The following is a 22,443-nucleotide window of genomic DNA, read 5'->3' as shown; positions in this document are numbered from 1 at the left end:
GAACGGTCTCGCGCTCAGCCACTCGGTCCAGGGTAGTAGAGCGTGAACCCCCACTCGACCCTCGTCCGACGGTCGTCGTCGGGTCGCTCGTACTGCAACCGCGAGTCGGTGAACTCGTACTCTCCTTCGGAGACACAGCCGTGCCGCCCAGCGACCAGGACGTCGTGTACGTTCGAGATGGCCTCGCCGGGGTAGAGCGTGTGGCCGGCCAGACGGTCCATGGTCGAGATGGTCCCCTGGGACTGCCAGCACCTGCCTTCCCGTTCAGGCGGTGCGAACCGGCAGTCACCGACGTTGCCGACCCTGCCTGCCATGTCGAGTCGCTGGGGGGCGAGGAAGAGCGACTCGTCGTCGGAGTCGTGCGCGTTCCCGAGGGGGACGACGCCGTCGCAGACGACACTGACCCGCGTCTCGGACTCGTTCCGGAGCGTCGCCCGCACCATCGCCGGGCTGTACCGGTTGGCGCGTTTGTCGACCGTGAGTTCGATAGCGAGCCCCACGTCCCGTAACGAGGACTGGTCGACGGCGGTCACCCGCGGTGCCGGTCCCGGTTCCGACCCGCCGTCGGCAGTCTCGACCGTGCTCGTCGGGTCTGTCGTCGTCCCTGTGGTGGTTCCGGTTTTCGGTCGGGTCGTCGCACCCGGAGCGTCCGCCTGCCCGGAACAGCCCGCGAGGACCGCACTCGTCGCCGAGGCGAGGAGGGCACGTCGTCTCATGCTCGAGCACGTGTTTCAGTATCCAGACACCTCAAAGTTGGTCCGCTCGGTCACAACGACCAATACCTCCCCCCGTCAACCAGCCGTGTATCTGACATGGTGACTGGACTAGACTTCTGCACGGACCGACTTCGCGTCGCCACGGGCGACCCGGCAGACCCGACGCTCGTCGACGCGCCGGCGCTCGTCGCGACGGTCGACGCGGACGCGCTCGCCGACGCGGAGCTCTCGCTCGACGGGCTCGCGCACGCCGAACGCGACGGGACGGTGCACGTGGTGGGGGAGGACGCGAACCGCGCTGCCGACGCGACGGGCGCGACGGCGGAACCGCTGTTCGTGCGCGACGTGCTCGACGCCCGCGACGGGGCGGCCGACGCACTCGCAGCACTCGTGGAATCGCTCGCACCCGACGACCCGGGCCGGGCCTGCTACACCTCGCCGGGGACCGTCGTCGACGCCGACCTGCCGACCGACGCACACCGCGAGGCCGTCGCCGACGCGCTCGACGCGGCGGGCTTCGACGCGACGCCCATCCACACCGGGCTGGCGACACTCTACGGCGCGGCCGACGACGACGGCTACACCGGCCTCGGCGTCGCGATCCGCCCCGAATCGACCGCCGTCTGTCTCTCCTACTACGGCGTCCCCGTGGTCGCGTTCTCCCTCCCGACCGGTACCGAGGACATCGTCGAGCGCGCGGCCTGGATCTGCGGCGCCGACGAGAGCGACGTGCGCGTCGCCCTGTCCGCGTTCTCGATCGGTCCAGACACGGCATCGGGTGGCGTCGAGGGTGCACTCGCGGAGGCCGTGGACGAACTCGTGGGCGACCTCCTCGCGACGCTCGCCCGCGAGGCCGACGAGGGCGACGTGCGCCCGGGCGTCGCCGCACCGGTCGTCGTCGCCGGCGAGGGCGCGGTCCCGGGCCTCGAACTCCTCCTCGGTGGCCGGCTCGACGAGTCCGACGTGCCGGTCTCGGTCTCCGAGGTCCGACGCGCGGCGGACCCGGTCGAATGCCCCGTCCGTGGTGCACTCGCGGCGGCCGAGGCAGACGTTGACGCCTACGAGGCGGTCTCCTGGTCGGACGCCGCGACGGATGACGGGGGCGACGGTGCGGCTGCGGCGTCGGCGACGGCCGCGGCCACGCAGGCAGACCGAGGCTCGACCGCCTCGCCAGACAGCACCGGCAGCCGGAACCCGGAGGACGACTCCGCGAACCGGGCCATCGACCAGATGTTCGAACGGCTCGGCCAGCGCGACGACGAACTCGACGAGGTGCAGGCGGCGGTCGAGGAACTGGACGAGCGGGTCGACGACCTGCGGGCCGAGGCCGCCGTCGCGACCGACCTCGCCGACGTCGCCGACCGGGTGGACGACCTGGCGACGGACCTCGCCGAACTGGAGGGCCGTGCCGCCTCTGCGACCGACCTCCAGGAGACCGCCGACCGGGTCGACGACGTGACGGCGGACCTCGACGAGGCGACCGACAGCATCGAGGACGCGGCCGACCGGGTCGGCGACCTCGAACGACGCACGAACCTGAACGGCTCGCTGCTGGAGGACCTCCGCGAGGACCTCGACGAGACGGGCGCGGAGCTGTCGGCGCTGGCAGACCGGCTCGACGACCTCGACGAACGGGCAGTCGACACCGAGACCCACGACGCCCTCGAATCGCTGGTGGACGAGGTCGCGGCCGAACTCGACGGCCTCGGGTCCGAGGTCGACACGGTCGCCGACGAGCTCGCCGAACTCCGGCTGGACCTCACCGCCGACCTCGACGCGGTCGAGGACGCGCTCGACGCGACCGGCGAGGACCTCGCTGCCCTGCGGGAGGAGAGCGCCGACGCCGAACGGGTGGACGGGCTCGCCGCGCACCTGGACGACACGGCGGGCTCGCTGGCCGACCTCCGGGACGACGTGAGCGCGATAGACGACCGGCTGGCCGACGTCTCGGACCGCGTGGCCGATGTCGACGGTCGCGTGGACGACGTCGACGGCCGTGTCGACGCGGTCTCCGAACGGGTCGAGTCGGTCGAGGACGGCGCGGCCGACGCCGAGCGCCTGGACTCGGTGGCCACCTCGCTGGAGTGGGTCGAGGCCAGCCTCGGCGACCTCGACACCACCGTCCAGTCGGTGGACGAGCGGGTGGACGAGGTCGAGGAGGACGTGGACTCGGTGGCGGCGGACGTGGCGGAGGTCGAAGCAGACATGGCGGAGGTCGAAGCGGACGTGGCAGACGTTGCCACGGACGTCTCGGCGGTGGGGGAGCGCCTCGACGGTGTCGGCGACAGACTCGACGAGACCCGGACGGACGTGGACTCGGTCGACAGCCGGGTGGCGGCCATCGACGGCCGCGTCGAGGAGGTCGGTTCTGACCACGGCGAGCTGGCGGAGCGTGTCGACCGGCTGTCGGACCGGGTCGACGACGTCGCACGGAACGTCGACGAGCGCGACGCACCGAGCACCGAGGACCTCGCCGCGCTGCGTGCCGACGTGGTCGACCAGCACGAGGCTGTCGAGGAGCTGCGGTCGGAGCTCTCGGACGTCAGTGCAGACGTCGGCGGCCTCGACGACCGGGTCGAGACGGTGGCGGACGAGGTGGACTCGGTGGCGGGCGACGTCGACTCTGTGGCGGCCGACGTCGACACCGTGGCGAGCGAGTCCGCCGACGCGACGGCCCAGGAGTCACTCGCCGCGGAGATCGACGAGGTGCAGGCCCGGGTCGAGGACCTCGCCGAGGCGGTCGACGACGCCGGGCGGGACGACGAGCTGTCCGAGCGGGCCACCGAACTGACGGCGCGCGTGGACGAGCTCGACGACCGGTTCGACGAACTGGCCGGCGTCTCGGGGCGACTCGACGCGCTCGAGGAACGGGTCGACGCGGACGAGTCTGCGGCGGACGAGGCTGCGGCGAACGGTGAGGCCCGGTCCTCGGCCGTCTCCGCGGGCATCGTCTCGGGGGCCGCGACCGCGGGACTCGTCGGCCTCTTCGGTGCGCTCACGACCCCGCTGGGTGGCGGCCTGTTCGGCCTCGTGCTGGTCGTCGTGGTCGGAGCCGCCGCCCTGTTGCGCTGATCGGCCGACCGACACGGTTCGGGGGCGGACTCCCGGACCGGTGCCTCCTCCCACGGCGTGGCCAGCTCAGTCCCACTCGACGTCCCCGGCCTCGTCCTTCTGGACCGACTCCTGCCCGATGAACCGTGGGACGGCGTTCGACTGCTATGAGGTCGCTCCACTGTTCGCGTTCCAGCAGTGCGTGTACATCCAACCGGTATCCTCGGGCTGGAGAACGGACCGGACGCCACAACTCGGCGCAGTATTTTTCGCGTTTCCCGCCGACGGAACCGGGATTGCGGCATCGAGAACGGCTATGTACCTCATAAGTACCCCGGATATGTGCGGGCGAACTGATTTAGGCTCTATTTAATAAATGTTCATGCATGGCACGGGGTACCAGTAATCGCAAGCAGCGCACTATCAGCCAGGGGGAGTCGAGTGGATTCGGTTCTCGTCGTACCTTCCTTCGAGCGACTGCGGGAGCGAGTGCTCTCGGATTGGCGGGTTGTCTCGGGAACATCGGTGGATCCGCGGGCAGTTCCGATTCGGTCACCTACGGCATCGTCAGTCCGATGTCCGGCCCGTACAGCAGTCTCGCACCCGGACAGCGCAACGGCGCGAAGCTCGCCATCCAGACGCTCCAGGAGGACGACGAGTTCGACTTCGAGATCGAGGGCGTCTACAAGGACGGGCAGACGGAGGACACCGCCTCCGTCGACGCGGCCCGGCGGGCGGTCGAGGAGGACGGCGCGAACTTCATCATGGGCGCCATCTCGAGCTCCGTCGCGCTCGCACTGAACGAACTCGCCGCCGAGGAGGAGGTCATCTACAACCCGGGCGGGGCCGCCGTCCCGGTCACCGGAAGCGGCTGCAACGAGTACGTGTTCCGCGCGGAGACGAACACGGCACAGATCGCCGAGGCCGTCTCCGAGTACACGGTCAACAACCTCGGGTCGAACGTCTGGTTCCACATCGCGGACTACGCCTACGGGACCTCGGTCAGGAACCGCGTCGAGGCCCGGATGCGGGAGGCCAACTCGAACCTCAACATCGTCGGGAGCACGGCCTCCGAGCTCGGCTCCACGAACTTCGACACCTACATCAGCCAGATCGACAACTCCGACGCAGAGGTTGTGGTCGTCGGGATGACCGGTGGTGACCTCATCAACTTCACCGGCCAGGCAGTCGAGGCCGGCATCACCGAGGACAAGGACATCATGGCGCCGACGATGACCTTCCAGGTCGTCCGGGGCGCGCTGGGTCCGGCAGCGTACGGCCTGTACGGTGGTGTCCGCTACGTCGCCGACATCGACAACCCGAAGAACAACACGTTCCGCGAGGCGTACATGAACATGGAGGAGACGAGCGCCCCGCCGGACAACTTCGCTCGCGTCGGCTACCAGTCCGTCATGATGACCGCGGAGGGCATCAAGGAGGCCGGCTCGACCAACGTCGACGACGTCATCGACGCCCTGGAGGGGCTGGAGATGGACTCCATCCTCGGCACCAACCAGTTCCGGGCCTGCGACCACCAGGCGCTCAACCCGACGTGGATGGGCAAGTGTGTCGAACCGGACTCCGGCGAGATGGCGGACGTCGAGCTCCTCTCGAAGGTGGAAGGTCCCGACGCGATGATCCCCTGCGAGGAGACCGAGTGCTCACTGTAAGATGTTAGAGCTGCAAGCGAGTTTCGGCGTCAGCCTCCTCGACCAGCTCATCAACGGGCTGACTGTCGGGATGGTCTACGTCCTCCTCGCGGCGGGCCTGTCCATCATCTTCGGCGTGATGGACGTCATCAACTTCGCCCACGGCGAACTGCTGGCCCTGGGTGCGTACTTCGGCGTGGCGCTCACGACCGCCGGCATCGGCAACTTCTGGGTGGCGTTGCTGGTCGCCCCGCTCGCGGTCGCGATACTCGGCGGTGCGATAGAGCGCCTGACCGTCCGACCGCTGTACGGCAGGGACCCGCTGTACCACATCCTGCTGACGTTCGGACTGGTGCTCATCTTCGTCGACGCCATCGAGTACGTCTGGGGGACACAACCCCTTGGAACGATCGACGTCGGCTCGCTCGCGGGCACCATCACGATCCTCGGCTTCGAGAAGACCCTGTACAGCTACTTCGTCATCATCGCTGGGTCGCTCATCGCGCTCGGCGCGTGGCTGATGCTCGAACGTACGCGGTTCGGGCTGGTCGTCCGTGCCGGGTCGATGGACCGCGACATGGTCCGTCACCTCGGCATCGACATCGACCGCTACTACACGCTCGTCTTCGCGTTCGGTGCGTTCCTCGCCGCCGTCGGCGGCGTCATCCTCGCCGGCCGGCAGTCGGTCGGGCCCGGCATGGGTGGCTCCGTCATCATCCCGGCGTTCATCGTCGTGGTGCTCGGCGGGCTCGGGAGCTTCCGCGGCGCGGTCGCCGGCGGCCTGCTCGTCGGCGTCGTGCAGGTGCTCGTCCAGTGGCAGGTGCCGTTCCTGGAGGGCCTCGTGGTCTTCCTGCTGATGATCGCCGTCCTGCTCGTCCGCCCGCAGGGGCTGTTCGGCAGCCCCGAGTGGCACGACCCCGGCGAAGGGGGTGAACTGCTCACGGCCGCCGGGAGCGGCGTGCTGACCGGGAGACAACGTCGGCTCATCGGGGCCGGGGTGGTGGCGTTGCTGTTCGCCGCCCCGCTCGGCATCGGGGTCCTCTACGGCTCGTTCGTCGTGAACAGCATCCTCGTCGAGATACTCATCTGGGCGCTGTTCGCGCTGAGCCTCGACCTCGTGATGGGCTACACCGGTCTCGTCTCGCTGGGGCACGTGCTGTTCTACGGCCTCGGCGCGTACGCGACGGTGCTGTTCGCGCTGTACCTGGTACCCTCGATCTGGCTCGCGCTGCTCGCGGGCATCGTCGTCGCGGCGCTCATCGCCTGGATGGTCGGCTACCTCTCCATCCGGGTGTCCGGGGTGTACTTCTCGATGATCACGCTGGCGTTCGCGGAGCTGTTCGCCAGCCTGTCGCTGAAGATGCCCGGACTGCGCGCGGAGTTCAACCCGACGCTCGAATCGCTCGGCCTCCCGACGGTACCGCCGCTGACCAACGGCGAGGACGGCGTCGGTGCCGACGCGTTCTACTACGGCATCTCGTCGGGGCCCGAGTTCGGTGACGTCTCGCTGCTCGGAGAGATCCACCTGTACTACTACGTCATCGTCGCGCTCGTGGTCGGCTCGTACCTCGTCTCCCGGCGGCTCATCGACGCGCCGTTCGGCAGCGTGCTGCAGGCCATCCGCGAGTCCGAGCAGCGCGCGTCGTTCCTCGGCTACGACACGACGGCGTACAAGCGCCGGGCGTTCGTCGTCAGTGGTGGGCTCGCCGGGCTGGCCGGCGGGCTGCGTGCGACCCAGAACCTGGGGCGTGCCTCGCCCGGCTTCCTCGACTGGCTGCTGTCGGGCGAGGTCATCGTCATGACCCTGCTCGGCGGCATGGGTACCCTCTACGGCCCGATGGTCGGGGCGGCAGGCTACCTCTCGCTGGAGGAGCTCCTGCTGGACTTCGGCATCGAACAGTGGCAGGGCGTGCTCGGTATCGTGTTCGTCCTGTTCGTCATCTTCGTGCCGCGTGGCATCGTCTCCATCCCGTCGCTGGTGAAGCAGTGGTCGGACAGTTCGTCCGATGCACCGCCCGAGGGTGAACCCGCGGAGGTGTCCGACTGATGGCGACCGCAGACGACGCCGTGACGACGTTCGGAACCGGCGAGGTGGTGCTGGAGACGAAGGGCCTGACGCGTCGCTTCGGCGAACTCGTCGCCGTCGATAGCCTCGACCTCGAGGTCGAACGCGGCGAGTTCCGGAGCATCATCGGCCCGAACGGGGCCGGCAAGACGACCCTGTTCAACCTCATCTCGGGCGCGTTGCTCCCGAGCGAGGGCTCGGTCATCTTCGACGGCGAGGACGTCTCGCAGCTGCGACCGCACCAGCGCGTCCACCGCGGTATCGGTCGCTCGTTCCAGATCACGAACGTCTTCGGTGGACTCACCGTGCGGGAGAACGTCCGACTCGCCGCGCAGGCGGTCCTCCGGAAGCGCTCGCCGATCGACAACGCGTTCAGGCACAAGGACTCGTTCGAGGACCTGAACGGACGGACAGACGACGTGCTCTCGCGTATCGGGCTCGGCGAGCGCGGGCACGAGCAGGCGAGCACGCTGGCCTACGGCGACCGTCGCCGGCTCGAGATCGGCCTCGTGCTCGCGACGGACCCACAGCTCGTCATGCTCGACGAGCCGACCGCCGGCATGAGCGCCGAGGAGACCCGCGCGACGATGGAGCTCATCGGCGAGGTGCTCGGCGACCGGACGGTGCTGCTCATCGAACACGACATCGAACTCGTCATGAACGCGTCCGACCGCATCACGGTGCTGAACCGCGGGGAAGAGCTGGCGACCGGGCCGCCCGAGGCCGTCGCCAACAACGAGCAGGTCCAGCAGGCCTACCTCGGTGGTGGTGTGCTGTGAGCCTGCTCGAACTCGACGGCGTCCACGCGGGCTACGGCGAGACGGAGGTGCTCTCGGGCGTCACGATGGACGTCGAGGAGGGCGAGGTCGTCACGCTCGTCGGCCGCAACGGCGTCGGCAAGACGACGACGCTCCGGAGCATCGTCGGCGTATGCCCGCCGACAGACGGCGAGATCCGGTTCCGGGGCGAGGACATCACCGGCTGGTCCTCCGAGGCGGTCGCCCGGGACGGCATCGGATTCGTCCCCGAGGAGCGTCGGGTGTTCCCCGGCCTCACGGTCACGGAGAACCTGAAGATGGGACGCTTCGGCGGCGCGGACACCGCCCATCGCCGGAGCGTCGAGGATATCTGGGAGCTCGACGCGTTCGAGAACCTGCGCGAGCGCAAGGACAGCCGGGGGACGGACCTCTCCGGCGGCGAACAGCAGATGCTCGCCATCGCGAGGGCGCTCGTCGCCGGCGCGGATTTGCTCCTGCTGGACGAGCCGACGGAGGGGCTCGCACCCATCATCGTCGAGCGCGTCGCGGACCTGGTCCGCGAGCTCAACGAGGAGGGCATCACGGTCCTGCTCGTCGAGCAGAACGTCGCGGTGGCGTCCGCGCTGGCGGACCGCGTCTACATCCTCGACAAGGGCAACATCGTCTACGAGGGCACTCCCGAGGAGCTGGACGCGGACGAGGAGGTCCGCGACAGACACCTCGGCGTCAGCATGTGACCCTCTCACAAACCGTTACGGCATCGCGCGAGAAACAGACGAACACACGGAGTCACGACACATGACATACAACGACATCGAAACCGCGTCACGCGAGGAACTGACCGAACTGCAGACCGAACGTCTCCAGCACACGGTCGAGCACGTGTACGAGAACGTCCCGTGGTACCGGGACGCCTTCGACGACGCCGGCGTCGCACCGGACGACATCGAGAGCGTCGAGGACGTCTCGAAGCTCCCGTTCACGACCAAGGAGGACATCCGCGACAACTACCCGGACAAGCTGTTCGCGGTCGACCACAGCGAGCTCCGCCGCGTCCACGCCTCCTCGGGCACGACGGGCAAGCCGAAGATCGTCGCCTACACCGAGGACGACCTCGGCGTCTGGCACGAGGTCATGGCCCGGTCGCTGTACGCCGCCGGCGTCCGCGAGGGAGACATGGTCCAGAACTCCTACGGCTACGGGCTGTTCACGGGTGGCCTCGGCTTCCACGACGGCGTCGAGGAGCTGGGCGCCTGCGTCATCCCGACCGGCGGGGGCAACACGGCCCGTCAGCTCGACATGCTGCAGGACATGGAGTCCGACGTGCTCTCCTGTACGCCGTCGTACTGCCTCTACCTCGCGGAGTACGCCGAGGAGAAGGGTATCGACATCAAGGACCTCTCGCTGGAGCGGGTCGTCATCGGCGCGGAGCCGTTCACGGACCCGATGCGCGAGGAGATCGAGGAGGCGCTCGACGTGACCGCCGTCGACGTCTACGGCCTCTCCGAGATCATCGGCCCGGGCGTCTCCATCGAGTGCGAGGAGGCCCAGGAGGGCCTGCACCTCTGGGAGGACCACTTCTACCCGGAGATCGTCGACCCGCAGACCGGCGAGGTGCTCGACGAGGGCGAGGAGGGCGAGCTGGTCATCACGTCGCTCACGAAGCAGGCGTTCCCGATGATCCGCTACCGGACCGGCGACATGACCCGGCTGAACTACGAGGAGTGCGAGTGCGGCCGTACCATCGTCCGGATGGACAACGTCACCGGCCGCGCGGACGACCTGCTCATCGTCCGCGGCGTCAACGTCTACCCGAGCCAGATCGAGGAGGTCATGGTCGACATGGCCGACGTCGCGCCGTACTACCGCATCGACCTCTACCGCGAGGGCAACCTCGACACCATGGAGCTGACCGTCGAGCACGACGAGTCCTACGACGGTACCCACGAGGAGCTCTCCCGCGACATCGAGAGCAAGCTCAAGGACGTCCTCGACGTGAAGCCCGACGAGGTCGAGGTCGTCGGTCCCGGCGTCATCGAGCGCACCGAGGTCGGGAAGGTCAAGCGCGTCTTCGACCACCGCGAAGAGTAACCCGTCGCGACCACCTGCAGCCGACCGCGGTACTCGACACGCACCTTCTTGCCGTCGTCGCTCGTCCAGCCAGCCATGCGACGAACGCACGTCTCCTCGGGCACCGAGTGGGAATCGACGGTCGGCTACTCGCGGGCGGTTCGGGTCGGCGACCGCGTGGTCGTCTCGGGGACGACCGCGACCGACGACGAGGGCCAGGTGGTCGGCGAGGGCGACCCGCACGCCCAGGCGATGCAGGCGTTCCGGAACGTCGAGTCGGCACTGGCGGCGGCCGACGCGTCGCTCTCCGACGTCGTCCGGACGCGGATGTTCGTCGCCGACGCCGACGACTGGGAGCAGGTCGGCAGAGCCCACGGCGAGTTCTTCGCGGACGTGAGACCGGCGGCGACGATGGTCGAGGTCGCCGGCTTCGTCGACGACGCGATGCTGGTCGAGGTCGAGGCGGAGGCCGTCGTCACGGAGTGACCGCGACCGACGACGCCCCCGGGTTCAGGCGGCGCTCGGCCGTTCGAACTGGAGGTACGCGCTCGTGATGAGCGCCATGTTGAACACGATGACCCCGGTGGTGAACAGCTTGTAGAGCCAGCCCGGCATCGGCGCGACGAATCCCGAGCCGAGCGAGATACCCCAGGTCGAGAACACCCCGAGGAACAGCGTGATGCCGAACACGACGAGCACCGTCCCGAGGTGCTCGCGGAACAGGCCGTAGCTGTTCGAGAGGGACGCGACGATGCCGTCGCCGTCGAGGACGATGCGCTGGCGGACGAACAGGAACGCCATCGCGAGGAGGAGTCCAGGGACGAACAGGAGGACGCTCCCGAGGACGAGTCCGAGCGCGATGCACAGCCAGGCGAGGAAGTTCGCGACGAGCGAGCGCAGGTAGACGACGGGGAGCCCCGAGAGCAGCTCTCCGGTCGGGAGTCCGTCGGTGTCCGGGCCGGCGGCCGCGATGGCACGCACCCCGAGCACGTGCAGGAGATCGGCGACGAACGGGAACGCCACGAGGAACGCGAGCACGACCGGTAGCGAGAGGTCGAGCCCTGAGCTGGTGGCCTGCTGGAGGAACGCGGCGGCCTCCGGGTAGCCGTGCTGCAGCAGTTCCATGTGCAGCCGCTCGACGGTCACCTGCGAGTCGCGCACGTCGTAGCCGAGGTACTGTCTGGCGATCTGTCCGCCGTAGTTGTCGATGGTCCACTCTATCGCGGCACCCCAGGCGGTCTCGTACATCACCATCTCGAAGAGACGGAAGGCGGCGAAGCCGACGAACACCAGGAGGCCCGTCGGGGAGGCCAACCGCTGTACGGTCCCCTCGAGCGTCTGTTTGATTTCCAACCCCATGGGGGAGAATGTTAGTCCGTACTACATAAATGGTCCCGTTCAGTTCCCCGAAAGATAGCCACTCAGTCCACGAAGCGGTAGACGCGGCCCCGGAACGTCGCGACCCGCTCGCCGTCGGCGGTGACGGGGATCTGGTACTCGGCGGTCCGGCCCGCCATGTGGGTCTCCCGCGCCTCGGCGCGGAGCGTGTCACCGACCTCGACGGCGTCGAGGTAGCTCATGTTGGTCTCCAGCGCGACCGCGGTCGTGCCATGGGAGTTCGACGCGGCGGCGAAGGCGGCGTCCGCGAGCGAGTAGACCGCGCCGCCGTGGGGCGTGCCGTGGAAGTTCAGCATGTCCTCGGCGATGGTCAGCTCCAGGGTCGCGGTGCCCGGCCCGAGGTCGACGAGTTCGATGCCGAGCTTCTCGCAGTAGGGGTCGGCCTCGATGCGGTCGCGGACGTCGGCGGGGACCTCGCCGTCGCCGGTGGCGGTGTCCTCGCTCATGCGCTGGTCACCTCCTCGACGCGGCCGCCGTTGACGAACAGCTCCTCCGGCGGGTCCCGGCCTTCCGGGTAGTCCTCGTGGTACTCCATCAGCTGGAACAGCGTCCCGGTCGGGTTCGCCGGCGAGACGAACGCTTCCGTCCAGGTGTCGAACTCGGCGCGGTCGACGACGCGGAGCCCCGCTGCATCGAGCGAGTCCGCGACGGTGTCGAGGTCGGCGACCTCCAGGGTGACGTGGTGCAGCCCCGGGCCGTTCTCGGCGAGGAACCTCGTGAGGAAGCTGTCCTCTTCGATGGGCTCGATGAGCTCGATCCGCGAGGCGTCGCCGAGTCGGTAGTACACCCAGCGGAAGCGGTCCTCGACGGTCTCGTCGTTCATCTTCTCGCAGCCGAGCGCGAGCAGCACCGGTTCGGCGTCGGCCACCGACTCGACGGCGATGCCGACGTGGTCGACCCGGATGGGGACGTCGTGTGCCATGTGGTAGGCACACACGTGGGACGGCGACAAACCAATTCGGGTGCCGGCAGGCGTTCCGGTCAGCCGAGCCAGTCCCGCAGCACCGCGCCGAAGCCGGCCGCGCCGATGCAAAAGGAGACGATGCCGCCGATCCCGGTCAGCACGAGCAGGCCGTTGAGCCCGGCGGCGACGAGCAGCGGAACGAGCCACTCGTCCGGCTCGGGCTTGACGAGTCGGTCCGCGATGGCGAGGTAGCCGATGGCCGCGCCGACCGCCCAGACGAGCGTGGCGAGGATGACGAGCGGGATGGCGAAGAGGAGGCCGATGATGGTGATGGCGAGGAGCACGGTGACGACGACGAGCCCGAGGAGCAGGACGAGCCCGTAGGCGAACGAGCCGACGGCGTCCTCGCGGACCGTCTCCATCATGCGGCGCGTGTAGTCCGGCGCGAGCGCGACCATGATGGCGCCGACGACGAGGGTCGTCAGGAACGCCGACCCGGCCGAGCTACCGAGGTTGACCGCCACGTCGATGCCGCTCGGTCCGGGCTCGAACCCCGGCTGGAGGAAGACGCCACTCACGGGTGATAACATAGCGGAGACACGTCGTCCGACGGGAAAAAGGTTCCAGTCGATCGTGTCGCAGTCGCCAGAGATGGCGGGGGCGAAACCGGTCGGCGGCTCAGGCGTGGCGCTCGACGCGACGCCGGAGCTCCGACCGGATGCTGTCCGTGTCGGTGTGGTCGAACCGGAAGCCGTCCCGGGACTCGTCGGTGTCGGTCATCTCTGAGAGCAGTCCGCCGCGGCGGTCGATCTCGAGGTGGACGTCAACCGCGTCCGCTGTCGGCGCGCAGATGAGCTCCAGCTCGTCCAGGTCTCCCGTGAACGGGCCGGAGCGCGGCCGGAACTCGAACTCCTGGGCGAACGGGTGGGAGTGGCCGAACCGGGCGCGCTCGACCTCGGAGCTGTGGAAGCCGAAGCCGAGGTCCTCGACGGCCGCGAACAGGGCGGTCATACGCTCGTCGGGCGTCACCTCGATGTGGTCCGTGTCCTTGGGGTCGAGCGCCCAGTCGATGTCGAGCCCGGTCTTGAGCCAGACCTTCACCCCACTCTTCGTGAGCGGTGTGCCGTAGGGGACGGTGAACTCGACCGGGATGTCGCGACGCTCGCCCTCGCCGATGGTGAAGGACTCGGCGACGGTGAACCGCTCGAACACCGACTGCTCGTATCCCTCCTCGCCGCGATAGCGGGTGGCGAACGCGAAGTTGAGCTGTTCGATCTCCTGCTCGGAGGAGCCGCCCTCGACCTCGACGGTCGCCTCGACGGTCTCGCCGGGGACGAACGAGGTGTCGGGGAGGATCGTGTCGACGGTTGCGGAGCCGATGCCGACGCTGGAGAGCACGCGCTTCATGTCCGGGGCGAGTTGCGCCCCCGGCATAAGCTTTGTTCGAACCGTGGGAACTGCCAGCAGGGACCGGGGAACGCCCGTAGTTTGATATGCCTACTGGCGGTAGCACCTTCCATGTACGAACGCACGTTCATGGAGGGAACGCGGGGCACCCAGGCGGTCGACTGGGAGGAGCGAATCGACGTGAAGCGCCTCCGCGAGGAGCGCTACGCGAAGGCACTCGCACGCCTCGAGGACTCGGAGATGGGCTCGATGCTGCTCGTCTCTGACCCGAACATCCGCTACGTGACCGGGCTTGCGATGACGGGCGGCTCCGGCGCGGACCACTACACGCTGCTCACGGAGGAGGGCGACATCGTCCACTGGGACACCGCGGACCACGCGAGCAACCAGCGGTTCAACTGCCCGTGGCTCGACGACATCCGCTACGCCTGCCCCGGCCTCGGCAACGTCCCGCGGGCGTCCGGCCGCGACTCGGCCCGGAGCTGGCTCAAGCAGAAGATGGCCGACCTCGTCTACGAGGCGATGGAGGAGTACGGCGTCCACAAGGCACCGATGGGGCTCGACGTCGGCAACATGGGCCTCATCGACGCGTTCGAGAACAACGGCGTCGACGTCCGCACCAAGGACTGTGTCGACCTGATGCACGACGCCCGGAAGATCAAGACCGACGACGAGATCGAGTGCCTGCGCATGGTCGCGGCCATCTGCGAGGCCGGCTTCCAGCAGATCGTCGAGAACGCTGCGCCGGGCAAGCGCGAGTCCGAGGTCTGGGGCGACGCCGTCCGCGAGATCTGGCGCCACGGCGCGATGGCCCAGGGCGGCTACGTCACCAGCGGTCCGAACACCTGGCCGAAGCACCAGGCGAACACGACCGACCGGATGATCCGCCCCGGCGACATCGTCTACGCGGACTTCTACAACATCGGCTACCTCGGCTACCGCTCCTGCTACTACCGCACCTTCTCCATGGGCGAGCCGACCCAGGCCCAGCAGGACGCCTACGAGACCGCCGTCACCAACCTCTACGACGTGCTCGACCGCATCGAGCCCGGCGCGACGACCGACGAGATCTGCAAGGGCTTCCCCGACATGGAGGGCGAGCACGCCGACTGGTACGGCGCCACCGACCACTGGCAGATGACGACGAACCACTGGGCCCACGGCCTGGGCCTCCAGCTCTACGAGGTGCCGCTCATCTGGCGGGGCCTCTCGCCCGACCACCCCATCGAGATCGAGGAGGGCATGACGATGGCCGTCGAGACGATGGAGCCGGCCGACCGGCAGGGCGTCCGCGTCGAGGAGATGGTCGTCGTCCGAGAGGACGGCGTCGAGGTGCTGAGCCAGTGGCCCGTCGAGGAGATCACGGTCATCGACTACTGAACCGCCCGGACTGACGGTCTCAGTCCTCGGCAACCGCCACCGTCCGGTCCGTTCTCTCGTCTCGTTCGCGCCCGAGCCACACCCGACAGACGCGCTCGAACTCCCGCTCCGTTATCTCGCCGGCCGACAGCAGCGAGGCGGCGGCCTGCACGTCCACGTCGGTGGCCGCGCCCCGTTCGAGCACGCGCTGGAACACGTCGTCGACGAGGACGAGCTCGGTGTCTCCGTCGATGGGGCGGCTGGTCGTCCCGGTCGCTACCTCGCCGCTGATGGTCGCGGTATCGCCGTCGCGCGTCCCGGGCGGGTGCCGGGTCGTGTACGTGACCGAGAGCCGGTCCGAAGACTGTTCTGCGTCCCAGAGCGCGTAGAAACCCTCGGCACGTTCGACGAGCTCGACCGGCTCGGGGTCGACCGCGGCCAACTCGTACGGACCCGGAACCGCCTCGCGGAGCCGGACCCGACCCGCGACGCCCGCGATGGTCACCGAGACCGTAGCGTCACCGTCCGGCGAGACCAGCGAGTCCTCGACGTGGCGGGTGGCGACGAGGTCCGCCGCGCCTGCCGGCCCAGGGTTGCCGTCCAGACCCGTCGTGTCGCCGGCCGCGTCGTCCCCGGCGTCGGCGTGGCCGTGCCAGCGCGCCCACAGTGCGAGCAGGCTCGGGAGCACGAACACGCTCGCGAGGAACGAGTAGCCGATCGTGAGCGCGGTGATGACGCCGAACGACTGGAGGAACGGCAGCAGCGAGACGGTCAGGACGCCGAAGCCGCTCGCGGTCGTCGCCGCGGAGGAGAACAGCGCGCCGCCCGTGCCGGTGACGCTCTCGACGAGGGCCTCGTCGATCGAGCCCGTGGCGGCGAGCTCCTGGTTGAACCGCTCGCTGACGTGGATGCTGTAGTCGACACCGAGCCCGATCGTCAGGCTGGTGATCAGCCCGGTGACGATGTTGAACGGGATGCCGAGGACCGCCATCGAGCCGAGTATCCACGTCACGGTGAACGCGACGGGGACGACGGTGACGGCGCCGAGCGATGCGGTGCCCTCGCTGACGCGGTAGACCAGCGCGAGGAACAGGAACACCACGACGAGCGCGACGACGAGTCCCTCGAGGACGGTGTCGAGCAGCTGGTCGGCGGTGACGGCGTTGATGACCACCTGTCCCGTCGCGGTCGCGGTGACGTCGTCGCCCGCGACCGTCTCGGCGACCGCGCGTACGTCCTCCGTGACCTCGCCGCCGGCTGCACCGCCGTCGACTGAGACCACCATCCTCGCGGCGACGTACTCACCGTCGTCGGTCCGATGAAGGACCTGTGATGCCTCTTCGGGTGCGGTCCGGTGGAGCGCGTCGAACACCGCCGAGACGTTCTCGTCGGGGGTCCCGTCGCCGTCGGTGTCGCTGGCGTCCAGGGTCGCCGCGAAGGTCTCGTTCTCCGCCGCGACCGACTCCATCACCGTGAGCGGGCTGGTTATCGCTGCCTCGCCGCTGGCGTACGTCTGCGTCGTCGAGCGACCGGCGGCGTCGTCCTCGGCCTCGGCGAGTCGGTCCAGCGTCTCGGAGTCGGCGACGTCGCCCCTGACGAGGACCGTCGCCTCGGAGTCCTGGCGGACGAATCGGTCGTTGAGCCTGTCCATCACCCGCTTGGCGCTGTAGTCGCCGGGTGCGAAGGGTTCGGGGAGGTCCTTGAGGCGCTGGTCCGGGTCCTCGGCGAGGAAGTCGGACTCGCTGAAGCTGGTGTCGACCTGCGTCGCGCCGTACGCGCCGACCGTGCTGAGCAGGACGGCGAGCACGAGCACGGCCACGGGTGCGCGACGGGCGAGCGTTGCCCCGACCGCGAGCAGGCGGCCCAGCCGGCTGTCCGACGAGCCGAGGGCGCGCTGGTCGCGGTCCACGCCGCGGCTCTCGAGCCAGGCGTCGAGTTCGAGCTTCACCGCGGGGACGAGTCCGGCGAAGACGACCAGCGCCGAGACGATGCCGATGGCGCTCACGACGCCGATCTGGCGGAACACGGAGAGCGGGCTCGCGAGGTTCGCGAGGAAACCGATGGCCGTCGTCACGGTCACGAACACGAGCGCGACGCCGACGCTTCCGAGCGCCGTCCGCATCGCCGGCCGGGGGTCGTCACCGCCGGTGCGCTCCTCGCGGTAGCGCATCACCAGGTGGATGGCGTAGTCGATGGAGAGCCCGATGAGGAGGACGATGACGATGATGAAGGGCTGGTTGAAGTCGATGCCCACCCAGCCCATCACGCCGAAGGTCCAGACGAGGACGGCCCCGACGCCGGCGACCCCGAGGAGGACGTCGAGCAGGTCGCGGTAGGCGAACGCGAGCACGACGACGACGAACAGCGCCGCGAGCGGGCCGACGAGGAGGATGCTGTCGACCATCGAGTCGGTCGTCTCCTCCGCGACGATGCCGCTGCCGAACACCAGGTACGAGGTCTCGCCGTCGGCGTCGGCTGCGAGGCGCTCCATCGCGAGCTCCGAGTCGACGAGGGAGTCGGGTGCGGCTCCCGCGGCCGGGCCGCCGGCGTCGACGGCCTGGTGGAACAGCACGAGCGTGGCGTCAGCCTCGGTCGACCCGGCGTCGAAGCCGGTCGGAAGGAGCGCGAGCGTCCGGTCGCCGCCGCTCCCACCGGCGCTCCCGCTGTCGCCACTCTCACCGCCGAGCACGTCCGCGAGCAGCGCGTCGAGTTCGCTCTCGTTCAGGGCGGCGAGCGCCTCCTGCTGTCGGTCGAGCGAGGGGTCGACCGCCGAGAGCGCCGCGTAGTCCGCGGCCAGAGCGTCGTACTCGGCCTCGAGCAGACCGACCGACCCGCTCCGGAGCGCCCGCTGTCGAGCCGTCTCGTTCGTCGGTCCGTTCCGAAGGGTCTCCGCGGAGTCCTCGAACGCGCGGTAGTCGCCGTCGTCGAGGTCGACGGCGGTGTTCGCCTCGACGGACTCGAACGCGGCCGCCACGCTCGCGTTCGGCTCGGATTCGAGCGTCAGGAGCGACCGCTCCAGCGCGCTGGCGGTCCGGTTCAACGCGGACTCCCGGGCCGAGAGGTTCGCCGCGCGCTCCTCGACGACCGCGCGTGTCCCGACGGCCGATGCGATGCTGCGACCGGTCTCGTTCTCGGCGAGTGAACCCTGAACCGTCTCGTTTTCGACCACTGTCTGCTGGTAGTCGAGGGTGGCCAGCAACGACTCGCGGTCGAGCACGTCGCCATCGTCGTCGCCGACGACGACCTGGGTCACCGCGCCGGCGCCCTCGGTCGAGAAGTTGGCGTCGACGTAGTCCTGGGCCGCCGACTCCCGGGTGTCGCCCTGGAACTGGTCGAGCGAGGTCTCCTGTTCGACCATCGGGACGCCCGCTCCGACGAGGGCGGTCAGGACGAGCAGGACCGCGACGACGGCGCGGCTGCGGGCGGTGAGGATGGCCGCGATGCCGTCCCTGTCGGTCATCTGGGCCACCTCGAGCGCGGCGCAACGAACCTACTGAACGAACGTTCGGTAACCATGTGGCGAACGAACGTTCGGTAGGCAATAGGTCTTTCGGCTCGACGCTCGCCAGTGCGTCGGAACACGTATCGGTCGCCCCCGAATAGCCGTGCCACATGGACAGGGCGCACGACGGCGAGCCGACCGACACGCGCGAGCGCATCATGGTCGCGTGTCTCCGGGTGCTCGACACCCACGGCTACGCCGGACTCTCCATCGGTCGCATCGCCGACGAGGCCGACCTCAGCAAGTCCTCCGTCTACCACTTCTTCGACGACAAGGACGACCTGCTGGTGTCGTTCCTCGACTACATGCTGGACCGCTTCGTGGGGCCCCTCGACGAGTCGTTCGGAGACGACCCGGAGGCGGATCTCTGGGTCCACCTCGACTTCGCGCTGTTCGGGGCGACAGGGGATGTCGTCCCGCCGACACCGGGCGGGTTCGAACCCGGCTCGGGCGAACCGTTCGTCGAGCTCCGGAGCCAGGCCGTCCACGACGAGACCTACCGCAGTCGGTTCACCACCATCGACGAGAACCTTCAGGCCCGTCTCGCCGGCATCATCCGGAACGGAATCGAGGACGGGACCTTCCGGGCGGTCGAGCCGGAGGCGACGGCGGAGCTGTTGCTCACGGTGATGCTGGGCGGCCTCTTCCGGCGAGCGACGGCCGACGGTGTCGACACGGACGCGGTTCGGCGAGAGGTCGAGCGCGTCGTCGACGCCACGTTGCTCGCGGACTGACTACAGCAGCTTCAGGTAGATGTTCTCGTCGTGCGGTTCGCCGCCGATGGTCGTCGTCGCACGCTGGACGAGCTCGAAGCCGAGCGACTCGTAGAACTCGTTGCCCGGCTCGTTCGCGGCGAGCACCATCGCCTCGACGCGCTCGACGCCACGGGTGTCGAAGTCGTCGATGGCGTACTCGACGAGCGCTCTGCCCATCCCCTCGCCGCGCTGTTCAGGGTCGACGTACACCCGGAGCAGGGTCCCGGTGTCGTCGTCGACGACCCCGTGAAGGAAGCCGACGACGGGTCCCGCCCGGTCCTCGTCCGCGTCCTCGTCGATGGCGACGACGAGCGCCGTATCGGCGGCGACGGCGTCGAGCTCGAGCCGGTCGGTGTCGTACCACTCCGCGACCGCTTCGCGGGCGGTCTCGCGGGTGAGGATTCCCGGATAGTCGTGCTCCCACGACCGCTCCGCGACGCCGATTATCTCCGGCACGTCCTCGGTTGTCGCGTGGCGGAAGTTCATGGGAGGATATGACGCGACGGTGGGCCATTACTGTTCCCCCGAGCGGGGGACGACTACGCGGCGTCGCCCGCGTGCCAGCCCCGCGGCGAATCGTTCAGCCGTTCGCAGCCGTCCTCGGTCACGACGAGGAGGTCCTCGATGCGGACGCCGTACTCGCCCTCGAGGTAGATCCCGGGCTCGACGGAGAACACCATCCCCGGTTCGAGCGCCGTCTCGTTACCGTCGACGATGTACGGCGGTTCGTGCACGTCGAGACCGACGCCGTGGCCGGTCCGGTGGACGAACTGCTCGCCGTAGCCCGCGTCCTCGATGACCTCGCGGGCGGCCCGGTCGACGGCCTGGGCCTCGACGCCGGGTTCGACCGCGGCGACGCCCGCCTCGAGTGCCTCGCGGACGATTCCGTGGACCTCGACGAACTCCTCGGGCGGGTCGCCCGCGAACACGACCGTCCGGGTCTGGTCGCCGGGGTAGCCGTCGACGTACGCGCCGAAGTCCAGAACGACGGGGTCGCCGCGCTCGATCGCTCGGTCGCCGTGTGCGTGGTGGGGCATCGCGCCGTTCGGACCCGACCCGGCGATGACGTCGAACGCGAGCGAGTCGCCGCCGGCGAGCAGGCGCGACTCGATCTCGGCGGCGAGTTCGGATTCTGTCCAGCCGACGGCTTCCTCGCCCATGTTCCGGACCGCCACGCTCACCTCGTCCGCGAGTTCGCCGGCACGTCGCAGGGCGTCGAGTTCGGCCTCGTCCTTTCGAACCCGGAGGTCGTCGAACACCGCGCTGGCGAGCCCGAACGTCGCGTCGGGGAGCTCCGATTCGAGGTCCTGGGTGAACAGCGCCCACATCGTGTCGTCGACGAGGACGTGCGCGTCGGCCGGGACGGCGAGGTCGCCGACGACCCGCTCGACGGCGGCCACGGGGTCGTCGCCGTCGCTCCACGTTCGCACGTCCTCGACCCAGCTCTCGGCCCGGACCTGCGAGCCGTAGAGGGCCGGCACGAGGAAGACGGGGTCGCCCTCGCGGGGGACGAACAGGAACAGGTGGCGCTCCTGTGGCTCCTCGTCGAAACCGGTCGCGTAGAAGAGGTTCCGGCTCGGGAACAGCACGGCGAGGTCGCCGGTCCCCTCGCGGAGGCGCTGCTGACAGGCGCGGGTCCGTCGCTCGAAGGCAGCGTCGGTCATGTTCCGGCGTTCGTGGGCGGGGGTCAAGTAGGCAGGTGGGTTCGGTTGCGACACTCCTTCGCACACCACGTGTGCTGAATCTCGCTGCCGATTGCCGAACCGTTTTCACGTCGCCGAGGGAATCGAACAGGCATGAAACTCGGTACGGGACTGTTCACGTGCCAGCGCCGCCCTGACGACGACCGCTCGACGACCGAGATCTACGACGAGATGCTCGAACTCTCGGAGACGGCCGACGAGGCGGGCCTCGACAGCATCTGGGTGTCCGAGCACCACTTCACCGAGGACGAGTACCTGCCGGGGACGATGCCGTCGCTGTCGGCCATCGCGGCGCGGACCGAGCAGATCGAGCTCGGCACCTGCATCGCGCTCGCGCCGCTGTACGACGGCGTCCGCCTCGCGGAGGACACCGCGACGCTCGACCACCTCTCGCACGACCGCACGACGCTCGGGCTGGCCATCGGCTCGAACCCGGGCGAGTTCGAGGCGTTCGGCGTGCCGCAGGACGAGCGCGTCGAGCGCCTCTCCGACCAGGTGAACCTGCTGCGCGCGGCGTGGTCCGAGGGCCCGCTCGACTACGACGCCGAGTTCCACGACATCGACCCCGACGTGTCGGTGACGCCGAAGCCCGTCGACGAGCACGTCCCCATCATGCTCGGCGGCGGTGCCAAGCCCGCCGTCCGGCGTGCGGCCCGGACCGCAGACGCGTGGTGCGCACCCTCGAAACTCTCCATCGGCGGGCTGAAGAAGCGCATCGAGGACATCCGGACCGTCCGCGACGAGGAGGACATCGACGGCGACTTCGACTGCTACGTCATCCGGCACGGCTTCGTCGGCGACTCCCGGGAGGAGGCTTGGGAGACGATGAAGCCCGGCTACTTCTACATCCAGCGGCGCTACGCCGAGATCTTCTCCGGGGAGCCGGTCGACGAGCTCCCCGAGGAACGCAAGGCGGAACTGAAGAAGCAGGCCATCTTCGGGACGCCCGAGCAGGTCGTCTCGGACCTCGACCGCTATCGCGACGCGCTCGGCGACGACATCCACGTCATCTTCCGCACGTACCACCCCGGCATCGGCACGGAGACGATGGCGGAGTGCATCGAGCGGCTCGGGAGCGAGGTCGCACCCGAACTGCGCTGACGGCC

19 protein-coding genes are annotated in these 22,443 nt (G+C 69.1%); 10 read left to right on the top strand and 9 right to left on the bottom strand.

Annotation, left to right across the window (positions count from 1 at the left end; translation table 11 throughout):
* Positions 1–14: 14 nt before the first annotated feature.
* The gene (locus tag ACSG06_RS09490) at positions 15–716 is read right to left on the bottom strand and encodes a hypothetical protein (protein ID WP_440990024.1); all 702 of its coding nucleotides are present in this window, start codon (positions 714–716) and stop codon (positions 15–17) included.
* A gap of 96 nt (positions 717–812) precedes the next feature.
* Between ACSG06_RS09490 and ACSG06_RS09485 the strand changes: the two genes are divergently transcribed.
* The 7 genes from ACSG06_RS09485 to ACSG06_RS09455 all read left to right on the top strand — a co-directional run bounded on the left by ACSG06_RS09485 (position 813) and on the right by ACSG06_RS09455 (position 10,795).
* The gene (locus ACSG06_RS09485; protein WP_440990023.1) at positions 813–3,788 is read left to right on the top strand and encodes a disk-shape morphogenesis protein volactin; all 2,976 of its coding nucleotides are present in this window, start codon (positions 813–815) and stop codon (positions 3,786–3,788) included.
* Positions 3,789–4,153: 365 nt separating this feature from the next.
* A complete protein-coding gene (locus ACSG06_RS09480) occupies positions 4,154–5,437 on the top strand; it encodes an ABC transporter substrate-binding protein (RefSeq protein ID WP_440990022.1) in 1,284 nt (427 codons plus the stop codon).
* Position 5,438: 1 nt separating this feature from the next.
* Positions 5,439–7,463, top strand: coding sequence for an ABC transporter permease (locus ACSG06_RS09475; RefSeq protein ID WP_440990021.1), 2,025 nt, complete (start codon positions 5,439–5,441; stop codon positions 7,461–7,463).
* Complete coding sequence (locus ACSG06_RS09470) at positions 7,463–8,260, top strand: ABC transporter ATP-binding protein (RefSeq protein ID WP_440990020.1); 798 nt, start codon at positions 7,463–7,465, stop codon at positions 8,258–8,260. Before ACSG06_RS09475 ends, ACSG06_RS09470 begins: the two co-directional genes overlap by 1 nt.
* A complete protein-coding gene (locus ACSG06_RS09465; RefSeq protein ID WP_440990019.1) occupies positions 8,257–8,976 on the top strand; it encodes an ABC transporter ATP-binding protein in 720 nt (239 codons plus the stop codon). The genes ACSG06_RS09470 and ACSG06_RS09465 overlap by 4 nt, the downstream gene beginning before the upstream one ends.
* 61 nt (positions 8,977–9,037) lie before the next feature.
* Entirely contained in the window at positions 9,038–10,330 is a 1,293-nt protein-coding gene (gene paaK / locus ACSG06_RS09460; protein WP_440990018.1) for a phenylacetate--CoA ligase PaaK, read from the top strand.
* Between the two features lie 75 nt (positions 10,331–10,405).
* Positions 10,406–10,795: a RidA family protein gene (locus ACSG06_RS09455; protein WP_440990017.1), complete on the top strand. Its 390-nt coding sequence runs from the start codon at positions 10,406–10,408 to the stop codon at positions 10,793–10,795.
* A gap of 24 nt (positions 10,796–10,819) precedes the next feature.
* Here ACSG06_RS09455 and ACSG06_RS09450 read toward each other — a convergent pair whose 3' ends face one another.
* The 5 genes from ACSG06_RS09450 to ACSG06_RS09430 form a co-directional block, all read right to left on the bottom strand.
* Entirely contained in the window at positions 10,820–11,668 is an 849-nt protein-coding gene (locus ACSG06_RS09450) for a hypothetical protein (protein WP_440990016.1), read from the bottom strand.
* Between the two features lie 62 nt (positions 11,669–11,730).
* On the bottom strand, positions 11,731–12,153 hold the full coding sequence (paaI, locus tag ACSG06_RS09445; RefSeq protein ID WP_440990015.1) for a hydroxyphenylacetyl-CoA thioesterase PaaI: 423 nt from the start codon (positions 12,151–12,153) through the stop codon (positions 11,731–11,733).
* Entirely contained in the window at positions 12,150–12,629 is a 480-nt protein-coding gene (locus ACSG06_RS09440; protein ID WP_440990014.1) for a VOC family protein, read from the bottom strand. Before ACSG06_RS09440 ends, paaI begins: the two co-directional genes overlap by 4 nt.
* A gap of 59 nt (positions 12,630–12,688) precedes the next feature.
* Positions 12,689–13,201 carry a DUF8173 domain-containing protein gene (locus tag ACSG06_RS09435; protein ID WP_440990013.1) on the bottom strand — a complete coding sequence of 171 codons (513 nt, stop codon included), beginning with the start codon at positions 13,199–13,201 and terminating at the stop codon, positions 12,689–12,691.
* An 88-nt stretch (positions 13,202–13,289) separates the two neighbouring features.
* Positions 13,290–14,018 carry a sporulation protein gene (locus ACSG06_RS09430; RefSeq protein WP_440990012.1) on the bottom strand — a complete coding sequence of 243 codons (729 nt, stop codon included), beginning with the start codon at positions 14,016–14,018 and terminating at the stop codon, positions 13,290–13,292.
* Between the two features lie 111 nt (positions 14,019–14,129).
* Here ACSG06_RS09430 and ACSG06_RS09425 point away from each other — a divergent pair, with 111 nt between their 5' ends.
* Complete coding sequence (locus ACSG06_RS09425; RefSeq protein WP_440990011.1) at positions 14,130–15,398, top strand: M24 family metallopeptidase; 1,269 nt, start codon at positions 14,130–14,132, stop codon at positions 15,396–15,398.
* Positions 15,399–15,417: 19 nt separating this feature from the next.
* On the opposite strand, the gene ACSG06_RS09420 is transcribed toward ACSG06_RS09425, so the two are convergent.
* A complete protein-coding gene (locus ACSG06_RS09420) occupies positions 15,418–18,837 on the bottom strand; it encodes an efflux RND transporter permease subunit (RefSeq protein WP_440990010.1) in 3,420 nt (1,139 codons plus the stop codon).
* 152 nt (positions 18,838–18,989) lie between these two features.
* Here ACSG06_RS09420 and ACSG06_RS09415 point away from each other — a divergent pair, with 152 nt between their 5' ends.
* Positions 18,990–19,613 (top strand): TetR/AcrR family transcriptional regulator, encoded by a 624-nt coding sequence (locus ACSG06_RS09415; RefSeq protein WP_440990009.1) that lies wholly within the window; start codon positions 18,990–18,992, stop codon positions 19,611–19,613.
* Here ACSG06_RS09415 and ACSG06_RS09410 read toward each other — a convergent pair whose 3' ends face one another.
* Both ACSG06_RS09410 and ACSG06_RS09405 read right to left on the bottom strand, forming a co-directional pair.
* Positions 19,614–20,120, bottom strand: a complete 507-nt coding sequence (locus tag ACSG06_RS09410; RefSeq protein WP_440990008.1) for a GNAT family N-acetyltransferase — start codon at positions 20,118–20,120, stop codon at positions 19,614–19,616.
* A 53-nt stretch (positions 20,121–20,173) separates the two neighbouring features.
* Positions 20,174–21,298 carry a M24 family metallopeptidase gene (locus ACSG06_RS09405; protein ID WP_440990007.1) on the bottom strand — a complete coding sequence of 375 codons (1,125 nt, stop codon included), beginning with the start codon at positions 21,296–21,298 and terminating at the stop codon, positions 20,174–20,176.
* Positions 21,299–21,430: 132 nt separating this feature from the next.
* Between ACSG06_RS09405 and ACSG06_RS09400 the strand changes: the two genes are divergently transcribed.
* Positions 21,431–22,438, top strand: coding sequence for an LLM class flavin-dependent oxidoreductase (locus ACSG06_RS09400; RefSeq protein WP_440990006.1), 1,008 nt, complete (start codon positions 21,431–21,433; stop codon positions 22,436–22,438).
* The last annotated feature ends 5 nt before the right edge of the window (positions 22,439–22,443 follow it).

The organism is Haloarchaeobius baliensis (assembly GCF_052060055.1).
In the GTDB taxonomy this organism is placed as follows: Archaea; Halobacteriota; Halobacteria; order Halobacteriales; family Natrialbaceae; genus Haloarchaeobius; species Haloarchaeobius baliensis.
This window is presented reverse-complemented; position numbering and strand designations above follow the sequence as displayed.

Excerpts from the sequence above, each read along its gene's own strand:
- ACSG06_RS09490 (WP_440990024.1), bottom strand. The coding sequence starts at position 716 with ATGAGACGACGTGCCCTCCTCGCCTCGGCGACGAGTGCGGTCCTCGCG.
- ACSG06_RS09485 (WP_440990023.1), top strand. The coding sequence starts at position 813 with ATGGTGACTGGACTAGACTTCTGCACGGACCGACTTCGCGTCGCCACG.
- ACSG06_RS09480 (WP_440990022.1), top strand. The coding sequence starts at position 4,154 with ATGGCACGGGGTACCAGTAATCGCAAGCAGCGCACTATCAGCCAGGGG.
- ACSG06_RS09475 (WP_440990021.1), top strand. The coding sequence starts at position 5,439 with ATGTTAGAGCTGCAAGCGAGTTTCGGCGTCAGCCTCCTCGACCAGCTC.
- ACSG06_RS09470 (WP_440990020.1), top strand. The coding sequence starts at position 7,463 with ATGGCGACCGCAGACGACGCCGTGACGACGTTCGGAACCGGCGAGGTG.
- paaK (WP_440990018.1), top strand. The coding sequence starts at position 9,038 with ATGACATACAACGACATCGAAACCGCGTCACGCGAGGAACTGACCGAA.
- ACSG06_RS09455 (WP_440990017.1), top strand. The coding sequence starts at position 10,406 with ATGCGACGAACGCACGTCTCCTCGGGCACCGAGTGGGAATCGACGGTC.
- ACSG06_RS09450 (WP_440990016.1), bottom strand. The coding sequence starts at position 11,668 with ATGGGGTTGGAAATCAAACAGACGCTCGAGGGGACCGTACAGCGGTTG.
- paaI (WP_440990015.1), bottom strand. The coding sequence starts at position 12,153 with ATGAGCGAGGACACCGCCACCGGCGACGGCGAGGTCCCCGCCGACGTC.
- ACSG06_RS09440 (WP_440990014.1), bottom strand. The coding sequence starts at position 12,629 with ATGGCACACGACGTCCCCATCCGGGTCGACCACGTCGGCATCGCCGTC.
- ACSG06_RS09435 (WP_440990013.1), bottom strand. The coding sequence starts at position 13,201 with ATGTTATCACCCGTGAGTGGCGTCTTCCTCCAGCCGGGGTTCGAGCCC.
- ACSG06_RS09430 (WP_440990012.1), bottom strand. The coding sequence starts at position 14,018 with ATGAAGCGCGTGCTCTCCAGCGTCGGCATCGGCTCCGCAACCGTCGAC.
- ACSG06_RS09425 (WP_440990011.1), top strand. The coding sequence starts at position 14,130 with ATGTACGAACGCACGTTCATGGAGGGAACGCGGGGCACCCAGGCGGTC.
- ACSG06_RS09420 (WP_440990010.1), bottom strand. The coding sequence starts at position 18,837 with ATGACCGACAGGGACGGCATCGCGGCCATCCTCACCGCCCGCAGCCGC.
- ACSG06_RS09415 (WP_440990009.1), top strand. The coding sequence starts at position 18,990 with ATGGACAGGGCGCACGACGGCGAGCCGACCGACACGCGCGAGCGCATC.
- ACSG06_RS09410 (WP_440990008.1), bottom strand. The coding sequence starts at position 20,120 with ATGAACTTCCGCCACGCGACAACCGAGGACGTGCCGGAGATAATCGGC.
- ACSG06_RS09405 (WP_440990007.1), bottom strand. The coding sequence starts at position 21,298 with ATGACCGACGCTGCCTTCGAGCGACGGACCCGCGCCTGTCAGCAGCGC.
- ACSG06_RS09400 (WP_440990006.1), top strand. The coding sequence starts at position 21,431 with ATGAAACTCGGTACGGGACTGTTCACGTGCCAGCGCCGCCCTGACGAC.